The following is a 1,228-nucleotide window of genomic DNA, read 5'->3' on the forward strand; positions in this document are numbered from 1 at the left end:
CAAAGCTGGCGCGTTGAACCTGAAATGTGGTGCCTGGTCCTGCGGTAAATTTGTCAGTGAAATCAAAGTGGGTGTAGACCCCATTACGACGGAACGCCGCACCATCTTTGAATTGGAAGCCATGCTGCTTCACCGCCTCTGTCATTCCGGCAAGTTCAACCACCTCCATACAAGCTGGAAGTAAGCTTTCGCCAATTGAGAAACGAGGGAACGTCGCTTTTTCGATCACGACAACATCAATACCACGAGATTTTAGCAACGCAGAAACGGTGGAACCCGAAGGACCTGCGCCAACGACGACAACTTGCTTGTGCTCTGTTTTCATTCTTTATACTAGCTTGCTTGGAGTTTTAATAAGGTATGTCCGAGGCCAATGTTGTCCGTTCTTTCCACAACAGAGAGACCTGCTGCTTCAACAATTTCTAGGAAATCATCACTACGGTAGAAACGGCTATTACCATTGGCTAGGCAGGTAAAGTAAAGCGAGGTGGCATTTAAGCTGTATGACGCACCCGCATATTTCTGCGCATCCCAAAACAGTTCGAGAACGTAAACGGTATCGCCCGCGCTCAACTGCGCCTTCACTTTCTTCAAAATATTTAAAATTTCAATTGGAGAGAAACAATCTAAGAACTGGCTCATCCACCAAATATCGGCATGATCAGGCAATGTTTGGGCTTTATCAAGCATATTGGCAGGATACGGATGCACGCGCTCGCTGAGCTGATTCTCTGCCACGTTAGACATCGCGACTTCCAATTGCTGCGGCAAATCAACAATGGTCACATGCACATCTTTATCGTAGTTGCAGCACTGCATTGCCCATTTACCCGTATTGCCACCGATATCGACGATGTGTTTTGGCTCATTGGCAAACACTTCTTTAAGCAGCAATGGGAAAGAACGATCCGAATAGAAGTGATCAAACTTAAACCAGCTCTGCTTAGCTTGCTCAGGTAATGTTGACAATCCTTGATAGATGGTTTCCCAATCGCCCAGCTCTTTCAATCCAGCAGGTTTGCCGTCTTTGATTGCTTCAGTCAAGTGCATCATCGCGGCATAACAAACGTCGGCCGTGAAATCCATGTTTGCTTGGGTCATGCCATCGTACAACAAGTAGAACCCGAGGTTGGCCAGTGAGTAGTTAGGTTTTTCCCACAAAACAATGTGCGCACTTATCGCCATGTCTAGCAGCACTTTGACGCCATATTCTGACACGCCTGTTTTT

At 46.7% G+C, this 1,228-nt stretch carries 2 protein-coding genes; both read right to left on the reverse strand.

The window, feature by feature from the left end:
- Positions 1–325: NAD(P)/FAD-dependent oxidoreductase (locus R7P35_RS24975; RefSeq protein WP_318093073.1), on the reverse strand; the 325-nt coding region annotated here is incomplete at its 3' end.
- 8 nt (positions 326–333) lie between these two features.
- Positions 334–1,228 (reverse strand): methyltransferase (locus R7P35_RS24980; RefSeq protein WP_318093074.1); only part of this gene is annotated, 895 nt, incomplete at its 5' end.

It is taken from the genome of Vibrio sp. Vb0304, assembly GCF_033338995.1.
Classification (GTDB): Bacteria; Pseudomonadota; Gammaproteobacteria; order Enterobacterales; family Vibrionaceae; genus Vibrio; species Vibrio alginolyticus.